This window comes from Phenylobacterium sp., assembly GCF_020253645.1.
GTDB lineage: Bacteria > Pseudomonadota > Alphaproteobacteria > Caulobacterales > Caulobacteraceae > Phenylobacterium.
Genome location: NZ_JADCBG010000078.1, coordinates 1 through 10255, shown reverse-complemented (window position 1 = coordinate 10255; position 10255 = coordinate 1). Strand labels below are relative to the sequence as shown.

10 protein-coding genes are annotated in these 10255 nt (G+C 67.3%); 5 read left to right on the top strand and 5 right to left on the bottom strand.

Going from position 1 to position 10255, the window contains the following annotated elements; translation table 11 throughout:
* Positions 1–54: 54 nt before the first annotated feature.
* The gene (locus INE98_RS05710) at positions 55–951 is read right to left on the bottom strand and encodes an EamA family transporter (protein ID WP_293537287.1); all 897 of its coding nucleotides are present in this window, start codon (positions 949–951) and stop codon (positions 55–57) included.
* A 98-nt stretch (positions 952–1049) separates the two neighbouring features.
* Here INE98_RS05710 and INE98_RS05705 point away from each other — a divergent pair, with 98 nt between their 5' ends.
* A complete protein-coding gene (locus INE98_RS05705; RefSeq protein WP_293537286.1) occupies positions 1050–1877 on the top strand; it encodes a TauD/TfdA family dioxygenase in 828 nt (275 codons plus the stop codon).
* 9 nt (positions 1878–1886) lie between these two features.
* On the opposite strand, the gene INE98_RS05700 is transcribed toward INE98_RS05705, so the two are convergent.
* The 4 genes from INE98_RS05700 to folK all read right to left on the bottom strand — a co-directional run bounded on the left by INE98_RS05700 (position 1887) and on the right by folK (position 5879).
* On the bottom strand, positions 1887–4061 hold the full coding sequence (locus tag INE98_RS05700) for a bifunctional (p)ppGpp synthetase/guanosine-3',5'-bis(diphosphate) 3'-pyrophosphohydrolase (protein ID WP_293537285.1): 2175 nt from the start codon (positions 4059–4061) through the stop codon (positions 1887–1889).
* Positions 4062–4195: 134 nt separating this feature from the next.
* Positions 4196–4555 carry a DNA-directed RNA polymerase subunit omega gene (rpoZ, locus tag INE98_RS05695; protein ID WP_293537284.1) on the bottom strand — a complete coding sequence of 120 codons (360 nt, stop codon included), beginning with the start codon at positions 4553–4555 and terminating at the stop codon, positions 4196–4198.
* An 83-nt stretch (positions 4556–4638) separates the two neighbouring features.
* Complete coding sequence (locus INE98_RS05690; protein ID WP_293537282.1) at positions 4639–5274, bottom strand: HAD hydrolase-like protein; 636 nt, start codon at positions 5272–5274, stop codon at positions 4639–4641.
* Positions 5275–5375: 101 nt separating this feature from the next.
* Entirely contained in the window at positions 5376–5879 is a 504-nt protein-coding gene (gene folK, locus INE98_RS05685; RefSeq protein WP_293537280.1) for a 2-amino-4-hydroxy-6-hydroxymethyldihydropteridine diphosphokinase, read from the bottom strand.
* A gap of 32 nt (positions 5880–5911) precedes the next feature.
* On the opposite strand from folK, the gene INE98_RS05680 reads away from it, so the two are divergent.
* The 4 genes from INE98_RS05680 to INE98_RS05665 all read left to right on the top strand — a co-directional run.
* Complete coding sequence (locus tag INE98_RS05680; RefSeq protein WP_293537279.1) at positions 5912–6502, top strand: NYN domain-containing protein; 591 nt, start codon at positions 5912–5914, stop codon at positions 6500–6502.
* A gap of 2 nt (positions 6503–6504) precedes the next feature.
* Entirely contained in the window at positions 6505–7158 is a 654-nt protein-coding gene (locus tag INE98_RS05675) for a uracil-DNA glycosylase (protein WP_293537277.1), read from the top strand.
* Between the two features lie 61 nt (positions 7159–7219).
* Positions 7220–8608, top strand: coding sequence for a M20/M25/M40 family metallo-hydrolase (locus INE98_RS05670; protein WP_293537276.1), 1389 nt, complete (start codon positions 7220–7222; stop codon positions 8606–8608).
* Between the two features lie 98 nt (positions 8609–8706).
* Positions 8707–10255 (top strand): arylsulfatase (locus INE98_RS05665; RefSeq protein ID WP_293537275.1); only part of this gene is annotated, 1549 nt, incomplete at its 3' end.

Sequence of the window (10255 nt, the reverse complement as noted above, 5' to 3'; positions counted from 1 at the left end):
GGAACTCGTCGAGGACCTGTTCGGTATTCATGGGGCGCTCCTTGGGGGCCCGGATTAGCCCACGGCGTCGGGCCTGTCACGCTGCAGCCGCAGGCCTGGCAGGGTGTTCAGGGCCAGTCCGCCGATGACGAGGGCGGCGGCGGCGAGCTTCCAGGGCGGCAGGGGTTCACCCAGGGCAAGGGCCGACGCCGTGAGGCCAAAGACAGGCACAAGCAGGGCCCAGGGGGAGACGACGGCGGCGGGGTGCCGGGCCAGGAGCCAGCCCCAGACCGCATAGCCGAACAGGGTGTTGCCGAAGGACTGGTAGAGAAGTTCGGCCCAGACCACAGGAGTCATGGTGGTGACTGCAGCGATCATGACGGGCGCGCCCTCGAAGATCAGGGCGAGCAGCAGCAGGGGCGGTACCGAAAACAGACTGGCCCAGACTACGAAGGCCAGGCTGGGCGCCTCAGGTGTCGCCCTTTGGACCATGTTCCCCAGGGCCCAGCTCAGGGCGGCGAAGAGCACCAGCGCCAGCCCGGTCGGTGTGGTCACGGCGTCCACATTGACCAGGATCAGAGCCAGGCCCGCAGCCGCGAGGACCAGGGCGAGGCCCTGTCGCAGGTTCAGTCGCTCTCCCCGGAACCAGATCGCCAGCCCGATCGTGAAAAAGACCTGGCTCTGGACAACCAGGGAGGCGAGACCGGGCGAGATCTGTCCGTCCATCGCGAAGTAGAGCACGCCGAACTGCCCGACCCCGATCAGGACGCCGTAGGCGGCGAGGTTTCGCCAGGGGACATTCGGCCGCTTGAGGAAGAACGCCGCTGGCAGGAAGGCCAGAAGAAACCGCAGGGCTGCGAACGTAAACGGAGGAAGGTGCGTCAGGGCGGCCTTGATGACCGCAAAGTTGGTCCCCCAGACGGCAACGACGGCGAAGGCGAGGAGCGCGTGACGCCAGGGCAGTGCGGTCATGTCGCGCCCTCCCCGCGCCGGACCGAGAAAGCGGCTTTCGCCCCGCTTTGCAAGCCTTGCGCTTGCGGGCAAGGTGCGCCGCCGCAGAGGAGGACCAAATGAGCCTGACCATCCGCAGGGTCGCCGGGGCGCTGGGCGTCGAAATCTCGGGCGTCGACCTTTCGCAGGACCTGCCCGACGAGGTGATCGCGGAGATCCGGGACGCACTGGTCGAACACCAGGTCATCTTCTTTCGCGACCAGCGCCTGACGCCTGAACGCCAGGTCGCCTTTGGCCGGCGCTTCGGGCCGCTGAACATTCACCCCTACGTGAAGGGGATGGAGACTCATCCGGAGGTGATGGAGGTCATCAAGGAGCCTGCCGACAAGACCAACTTCGGCGGCGGCTGGCATTCGGACATGTCGTTCCTGGAGCGTCCCGCCATCGGCTCCATCCTGTACGCCGTGGAGCTGCCGGATTGGGGCGGGGACACCCTGTTTTCGAGCCAGGTCGCCGCCTACGAGGCCCTGTCGGCAGGGATGAAGGCGACTCTGGAGGGGCTCAGGGCTGTGCACTCGGCGGGACGGGAGTACTCCGCCCAGGGTCATTCGGCCCAGAAACGCGCCTCGATGAGCGTCGTGGAGGCGGAGGGCGCAGTAGGAGAGTACGTCCACCCGGTGGTCCTGGTCCATCCGGAGTCGGGACGCAGGGCCCTCTATGTGAACCCGGCCTTCACAATGCGCTTCGAGGGCTGGACGAAGCGGGAGTCCCGCCCCCTCCTCGACTTCCTCTTCGAGCACTGCCGCTACGAGGGCTACACCTGCCGCTTCAACTGGCGGCCGGGCTCGGTGGCCTTCTGGGACAACCGGCAGGTCTGGCATTTCGCCCTCAACGACTATCCCGGTCAGCGGCGGCATATGCGCCGGGTCACGGTCGACCCGGCCTGAGACGGGGCGTCAGCCGGCGCGCTTGGAGCGTTCCACGGTCTCGATCGCCGGATTGGCCCGCAGGGCCGCGGCGATGTTGGTCAGGTGGCGGGCGTCCTTGACCTCGATATCGAAGTCGACGTCGAAGAAGTCCGTCATCCGGCGGTGCATCCGCAGGTTCACGATGTTGCCGCCCGCCTCGCCGATGGTGGTGCAGGCCTGTCCCAACACACCGGGGGCGTTACGAATGGTGGCGGTCAGGCGGGACTGGGTCAGGGTGTCGCGCTCGGCCTCGGGCGTCCACTGGAGATCCCGCCAGAGGTCTTCGTTCTCCTCGAAGGCCGCCAGCTCGGAGCAGTCGATGGTGTGCACCGTCAGCCCCTCGCCTTCGCCCTCCAGAATGCCGACGATCCGGTCGCCGGGCACAGGGGTGCAGCAGGGCCCGAAGTGCAGGCTGATCCCAGGGGTCAGGCCGCCGCCACGGACATAGAGGCGCGCGCCGGCGCCTCCCTCGATACGCCGGACCGCGACGGCAGCCTCTCGGTCAGAGGCCGCGAGACGGGGGAAGAGGATGTCGAGCACCTCGGCGGGCGCCAGCCGTCCCCGACCGACACGCTCGAAGAGATCGTCCTCGGAAGCGGCCGCCAGCCGCTCCAGCGCCGGCGTGAGAGAGACCGCGCTGCGGGACTTTCCGGCCCTGCTGAAGGTGTGATCCAGGGCCGCCCGGCCGAGACGGGTGAACTCCTCCTTCTCCGTCTGGCGGATGTGACGCCGGATCGCGGAGCGGGCCCGTCCCGTGACGGTCAGGGACCGCCAGTCGGCGGGAACCACCGGCTTGGGACCCCGCACCACCTCCACCACGTCGCCGTTCTGGAGCGGCGTCCGCAGGGGTCTCGGCTCTCCGTTGATCTTCACGCCGATGCAGGTGTCGCCGATGTCGGTGTGCAAGGCATAGGCGAAGTCCAGGGGCAAGCCGCCACGCGGGAGGCTCACCAGCCTCCCCTTTGGCGTGAAGACGAAGGTCTGATCGAGGTACATCTCCAGCTTGGCGTGCTCGACCAGTTCTTCGACATCGCCGCCGTGCTCCAGCACCTGGACCAGGTGTCGCAGATTGACCAGCGGATCGCGCCCCCCCTGTTCCGCCTGATGTTCCGCATCAAAGCCGTAGGACGCATCCTTGTAGCGCCAGTGGGCGGCGACGCCCTCTTCGGCGATCCGGTCCATGGACTCGGTGCGGATTTGCATCTCGATGCGCATCCCCCGCGGACCGACCACGGTGGTGTGGATCGAGCGATAATTGTTCCGCTTCGGGGTCGAGATGTAATCCTTGAACCGGTCCGGAACCGAGGGCCAGGCGCGGTGCGCCACGCCCAGGGCGCGGTAGCAATCTTCCTCCGTGTCTACGATGACCCGGAAGGCGTAGATGTCCGAAAGCTGGGAAAAGCCGATCGACTTGCGCTGCAGCTTGCGCCAGATCGAGTAGGGGTTCTTCTCCCGCCCCAGGACCCGGCACGGAATGCCGGCGGCCTCCAGTCTGCTGATGATTTCCTGCGAGACAAGGGCGACGGCGCCGCCCTGCTCGTCCCGAAGCCCGTTGAGACGCCGGATGATGGCGTCCCTGGCCAGGGGATTGAGGTGGGTGAAAGCCAGCTCCTCAAGCTCGGTGCAGATCCGGTGGCAGCCGATGGAGCGCGCGAGGGGCGCGTAGATGTCCAGGGTCTCGCGCGCGATCCGCTCCCGCTTTGCGGGCGCCTTGATGTGCTGGAGGGTGCGCATGTTGTGCAGCCGGTCCGCAAGCTTGACCAGCAGGACCCGGACATCCTTGGAGATGGCGAGAATGAACTTGCGCAGGTTCTCCGCCTGGCGGGTGTGTTCGCTGTTCAGCTCCAGCTTGGTGAGCTTGGTGACCCCTTCCACCAGTTCGGCGATCTCGGCGCCGAACAACCGCCGGATTTCAGCGGAAGTCGCGTTGGTGTCCTCGACCGTGTCATGCAGGAGTGCGGTGATGATGGTCGCCGCATCCATGCGATACTCGGTCAGGATGCCGGCGACCTGGATCGGGTGGGCGAAGTAGGGATCGCCGGAGGCCCGCTTCTGAGAGCCATGCATTCGCATCGCATAGACATAGGCGCGGTTGAGGACGGCCTCGTTGGCGCTGGGATCGTAGGAGCGGACCTTCTCGATCAGCTCGTACTGGCGAAGCATCGAGCGCCGCGACGCACCTTCGGAAGCGCTCGGGACGAGTGGGACCCCTGCCTGCGGGGCCAGGGTCCCTGAGATGGTCGTCTCTGAGACCGGGGCCTGCGATGCAGGCGGACGCTGGGCTGGCGCCTCGGGGCTCAGTAGCGCTCTTCCTGACCGCCGTCGCGGTCGCTCTGAAGCGCGCGGACAAGCTCAAGCTCGCTCATCTGCTGGTAGGTCGGGTCTGCGATCAGGGCCAGGGTCTCGGCCTCCTCCTCCGCCTCGGACCGCTCATCCACCCGCTGGAGGGTGGTGATCAGAGCCTCCTTCAGCTCCTCGGGATCAACCACATCGTCCGCCAGCTCACGAAGGGCCACCACGGGATTCTTGTCGTTGTCGCGATCGACGAGAATCGGGGAACCCGAGGAAATGCCACGCGCCCGATGGGCCGCCAGGAGCACCAGGCTGAAGCGGTTCGGGACACGCTGGATGCAGTCTTCGACGGTGACGCGAGCCATGGATACCTCTGCGAACGGATAGAACCGCGCCTTTTAGAGCCTTCAAGGGCTTTGCGCAACGCCGCAGGCTTTCGGGGACGGGGTCAGGACGCCGGCAGGATGGCCCGGGCGATGTCCTCCATGGTGTCGAAGAGGAAGGTCGGACGGTGCGCCTGCAGAATCTCCGGGCGGGCATATCCCCAGGTTACGGCCCCGCTATCGATCCCCGCCCGATAAGCAGCTTCGATGTCACGGGTCTCGTCGCCTATGGACAACACCTCGCCATGGCGGGCGCCGGCCTTTCGGATGACCCGCCGGAACTGGGGGGTCTTGCCAAACATGGAGGCGCCGCAGGCGAAGTAGCGGATGCGACCCGCCAGGTCCGACCCGAGAATTTTCCGGACGTTCGCCTCGGAGTTCGAGCTGACGAGGGCCAAGGCGACACCGGCCGCGTCCAGCCGCCGGATCAGGTCGGCTGATTCGGGAAACAGGGGAATCTCCGACGTGTTCTCCGCCACCAGCCGGCGCGCGTGCCGGGCGATAAATGGCATCTTCCAGGCCGGGACCCGCATGTAGGCCACGACTTCGCGGCTGGAACGGCCTCGCAGCATGTCGACTTCGTCGTCGGTGATCTGCCGGAAGCGAAACCGGCGCGCCACCTCATTGGCCATGCTGATGAACCAGTCGGCGCTGTCCGCCAGGGTCCCGTCGAAATCGAAGATGACTAGCCGATAGGCCAAGCGCTCCCCCCCGCGCGAGGACAAGGCCTCGACCGCCCCCTCTTCCTTTGGGGGATGCTGCACGATTGGCGCGCCAGACGCCAGCCCCAGGTCCGGCGAGGTCACGGCGCAGGCCTCGCATCACGGCCGACCGCGGCCCGGGCCGCGAGGTCCGACGCCGTGAGTCCGAGCGTCGGGTGTCGCCAGTCCGGAGCGATTTCAGCCAACGGCCCCATTACGAAATAACGTTCGTGCGCCCTGGGATGAGGCAGGACAAGATCGGCGGTCTCGATGACGCAGCCAGTGTGGTCAATCAGGTCGAGGTCCAGGGTCCTGTCCGCATTCGGGGATCCCCGCCGACGTCCCAGACGGACTTCAATTTCAAGCAGACGGCGAATCGCAGCGTCCGGGGTCATCGTCGCCTCGACAATAGCGACCCCGTTGCGATACTCATTCCGTGACGGGTCGGGCCAGGCGGACGACATCCACCAGGACGATCGGCGCAAGACCGGCAATCCTGCCTCGGACAAGAGAGAAAGAGCGGCTTCAAGAAGATCGACCGGCGATCCCTGGACGCCGGGAAGATTCGAACCCAGCGCGACGACCGCCCGGGCGGGCTGCGCCATCCTGACGCCGGACTCCGGAAAAACCTGACTCAATGACCTTCTACCCTACAGACCGGTTGGCGCTCTTCATTGACGGGGCCAACCTCTACTCCGCCGCCAAGGGGCTTGGCTTCGACATCGACTATCGCAAGCTCCTCGACGAGTTCCGCAAGCGCGGCGTCCTGGTCAGGGCCTACTATTACACCGCGCTGGTCGAAGATCAGGAGTACTCTCCGATCCGCCCCCTCGTGGACTGGCTGGATTACAACGGCTTTCGCCTTGTCACCAAGCCTGCGAGAGAGTTCACGGACTCTCAGGGACGCAAGAGATGGCGTGGAGACATGGACGTCGAGATCGCCGTCGACATGATGGAGATGAGCGCGCACGCCGATCACCTGGTTCTCTTCAGCGGCGACGGGGACTTCCGGGTCCTGCTCGAGGCCGTCCAGAGGCGAGGTTCCAGGGTGACCGTGGTGTCCACGGTCAAGACCCAGCCGCCCATGGCGTCGGACGACCTTCGGCGTCAGGCCGACAGCTTCATCGAACTGGCCGACCTCGCGGACATCATTGGCCGTCCTTCCCGACTGCCAAGATTCCTGCAGGAAAGCCGGTTGGCTGCGGATCGCGACGGGTCGGAGGCCTGACCTTGCGGCAGGGCGCCGCCGCAGGGACGCCAGAGCCCGCCCGGGACTGCACCCTCTGCCCACGCCTCACCGCCTACCGGGCGGATAACCGGGCCCGGAATCCGGACTGGTGGAATGGTCCCGCGCCGTCCTTCGGCGATCCGCAGGCGCGGCTTCTGGTTCTGGGGCTCGCGCCCGGGCGGACGGGCGCCAACCGCACCGGGCGGCCCTTCACAGGAGATCATGCGGGGATCCTCCTCTTCGGGACGCTCCTGAAGACCGGCTTTGCCCGGGGAGCCTATGAAGCGCGCGCCGACGACGGACTGACACTGGTCGACTGCATGATCTCAAATGCGGTGCGCTGTGCGCCGCCGGGTAACCGTCCTGAGCCCTCGGAGGAGGCGGCCTGCCGTCCCTTCCTCGCAGCGCGGCTCGAGGCCCTTCCGAGGCTGAAGGTCGTGGTCACACTCGGAGATGTCGCTCGCCGCAACCTGCTTCGCGCCCTGGGCCTTCCCGGTTCGGCCGGGGTGTCGGGCCACGGGGCGGAGTTCGCCGCCGGCGGCTTTACGGTGCTGAACAGCTATCACTGCTCGCGACTGAACACGAACACCGGCCGGCTGACGCCCGGTATGTTCGAAGCCATCTTCCTCCGCGCCAGGACGCTCTTGGACAGCTGACAGGTCGGCGGCCTGCCTCTAATCAGGGGAATCTCTTACGGCAGCCTTCGGATCCCGCTTCATGCGCACTCTCGTCCTGGCCTTCTGCGTCGCCCTCCTGGCCATCGCGCCCGCCTCAGCCGCATCGCCCGGACCCGCCGACCGGGACCGGGCGCTGGAAATCCTGAAGACCAGCATCGGCCACCCGACGACGGCCAGCGCAGGCCAGGGAGCCATGATCGCCTACGCCGGATGGCTGCGCGACGTGCTCATCAAGGGTGGCTACAGGCCCGAAGACGTCGTCGTCGAACCGGTCGGTGAGACCGCGGTTCTGATCGCCCGGCTGCCGGGCCGAAATCCGGACCGCAAGCCCCTGGTCATTTCCGGCCATATGGACGTCGTGGAGGCGAGGGCGGAGGACTGGACGCGCGACCCCTTCACCGCCGTGGTTGAGGACGGCTACGTCTTCGGCCGCGGCGCGGCCGACAACAAGTTCGACATCTCGATGGTCGTGGCCACCCTCGCCCGGCTGAGATCCCAGAACTGGCGGCCAGGCCGCGACGTCATCCTCGCCCTGTCCGGGGACGAGGAGACCCAGATGCGCAGCAGCGCCTTCCTCGCCCAGCGGATGAAGCACGCCGACCTGGTCCTGAATTCCGATGCGGGCGGTGGCGAGCTGGATTCCTCCGGCAAGCCGGTTTCCTATGGCATCCAGGGCGCAGAGAAGACTTACGCCGACTTCACCCTCAAGGCCACCGATCCCGGGGGACACTCCAGCCGCCCCACCCCGGGGAACCCCATCTACCGCCTCGCCCGGGCCCTTGAGCGCCTGGAAGCCCACCGTTTCCCGGTTCAGGCGAACGAGATCACCCGCGCCGCGCTGGCCGCGAGCGGCCGCAACATGGCGGGACCGCTGGGCGAGGCCCTCCGCCGCTTCGCGGCCGATCCGTCCGACGCTGAGGCCGCCGAGCGGCTCTCCTCGGAGCCCACATGGGCGCCCTATCTGCGGACCACCTGCGTAGCCACCCGGATCAGCGGCGGTCACGCCCCCAACGCCCTGCCCCAGCGCGCCGAAGCCACGGTCAACTGCCGCATCTTCCCGGGCGCCTCCTCGGAGGCGGTCCGGCAAACGCTTGTCGAGGTGCTGTCCGATCCGGCGATCAGCGTCACCCGCGATGACGATGGCTCGATCGACAGCCCGCCCTCCCCGCTCCGCCCGGATGTCGTCAGGGCCGTGACGCGGGCGGTGCACGCCGTCCATCCGGGCCTCGAGATCGTGCCGGTCCAGTCTTCCGGCGCAACCGACAGCATGCACTTCCGCGCCGCCGGCGTGCCGAGCTACGGGGTCTCCGGCCTGTTCACCAGGCCGGGCGAGACCTACGCCCACGGCCTCAACGAGCGTGCGCCCCTGGCCGCCATTCCCGGCGCCCTGGCCCACTGGGACTCCCTGATCCGGGATCTGGGCCGCTAGGCTCTGGTCGAGGGGACCCTTCGGTCCTATCGTCCCCCGCAGGCGACAGCCTCGCGGAACAGTGCTTCCGCGGAACGTCCTCCAGAAAAGGAGACCGCATGAGTCAGACTTCCGGCCGCAACGACCTGGGCCTGACCGCCAGCGAGTCCCGTCCCCACTGGCCTGAGCCGGCCAGGGCCCCGCCCGGCGCGCCCAATGTGGTCTGTATCGTATTTGACGACCTCGGCTTCGCCGACCTGGGCTGCTACGGCTCGGAGATCGCCACGCCGAACATCGACGCCCTGGCCGCCGGCGGCCTGCGCTATACCAACTTCCATACTGCGGCCCTTTGCTCGCCCACCCGCGCCTCCCTCCTGACGGGTCGCAACCATCACTCCGTGGGCATGGGCGGCCTGGCGGACTGGGACCTGGGCTTCCCTGGCATGCGCGGGCGCATCTCCCGTAGCGCCGGCACCCTGGCAGAGATGCTGCGGCCCGCCGGCTACAACACCTTCGCCACGGGCAAGTGGCACCTGACGCCCACCTTCGAGACCTCGCAGGCCGGCCCCTTCGACCAGTGGCCGCTGCAGCGCGGCTTCGACCGTTACTATGGCTTCCTAGAGGGCGAGACCAGCCAGTGGCACCCCGAGCTGGTGCTCGACAACCATCACATCGAGGCGCCCGACCGAGAGGGCTATCACCTCTCGGAGGACATCGTCGACCAGTCCATCGGCTTCATCCGCGCCCAGCGCACCATCACGCCCGAGAAGCCCTTCTTCCTCTACATATGCCTGGGCGCCCAGCATGCCCCGCATCATGCGCCGAAGACCTTCATCGACCGCTACGAGTCCGTCTTCGAGAAGGGCTGGGACGCGACCCGGGCCGACCGCCTGGCCCGCCAGAAGGCCCTGGGCCTCGTACCGGCCGACACCGTCCTGCCGGATCGTAATCCGGGAGTGAAACCCTGGGACGCACTGAGCGACGACGAGCGGCGGCTTGCCGTCCGGCTCCAGGCCGCCTTCGCCGGCATGCTCGAGCACGCCGACCTGCAGGTGGGCCGGCTGGTCAACTGGCTGAGCGAGCAAGGTTGCCTTGAGAACACCCTGATCATCCTCATCTCGGACAATGGCGCCAGCCAGGAGGGCTCGCCCTTCGGCACGGTGAACGCCCTGCGCTACTTCAACGGCGTCCGCGACACCCTCGCCGAGAACCTGGAGCACATCGACGCGATCGGCGAGGCCCACCTCAACAACAACTACCCGTTGGGCTGGGCCATGGCCGGCAACACGCCGCTTCGGCGCTACAAGCAGAACACCCATGGCGGGGGCGTTCGCGATCCACTGGTCGTACACTGGCCGGCGGGGATCCGGAGCGGGGGCGAGATCCGCCACCAGTTCCACCATGTCTGCGATATCGCTCCCACGATACTCGAGGTCACGGGCGTTTCGCCACCGGCCGAGATTCACGGCGTGACGCAGCAGCCCATTGAAGGGACGAGCTTTGGCTACACCTTCGATGGGGGCGCCGAGCCGACGCGCAAGCGCACCCAGTACTTCGAGATGCTCGGCCACCGCGGCATCTGGCATGAAGGCTGGAAGGCGGTCACCTGGCACAAACCCGGGACTGCCTTCGACGCCGACCAGTGGGAACTCTATCACCTGGACCAGG

Excerpts from the sequence above, each read along its gene's own strand:
- INE98_RS05670 (WP_293537276.1), top strand. The coding sequence starts at position 7,220 with ATGCGCACTCTCGTCCTGGCCTTCTGCGTCGCCCTCCTGGCCATCGCG.
- INE98_RS05680 (WP_293537279.1), top strand. The coding sequence starts at position 5,912 with ATGACCTTCTACCCTACAGACCGGTTGGCGCTCTTCATTGACGGGGCC.
- rpoZ (WP_293537284.1), bottom strand. The coding sequence starts at position 4,555 with ATGGCTCGCGTCACCGTCGAAGACTGCATCCAGCGTGTCCCGAACCGC.
- INE98_RS05710 (WP_293537287.1), bottom strand. The coding sequence starts at position 951 with ATGACCGCACTGCCCTGGCGTCACGCGCTCCTCGCCTTCGCCGTCGTT.
- INE98_RS05700 (WP_293537285.1), bottom strand. The coding sequence starts at position 4,061 with ATGCTTCGCCAGTACGAGCTGATCGAGAAGGTCCGCTCCTACGATCCC.
- folK (WP_293537280.1), bottom strand. The coding sequence starts at position 5,879 with ATGGCGCAGCCCGCCCGGGCGGTCGTCGCGCTGGGTTCGAATCTTCCC.
- INE98_RS05705 (WP_293537286.1), top strand. The coding sequence starts at position 1,050 with ATGAGCCTGACCATCCGCAGGGTCGCCGGGGCGCTGGGCGTCGAAATC.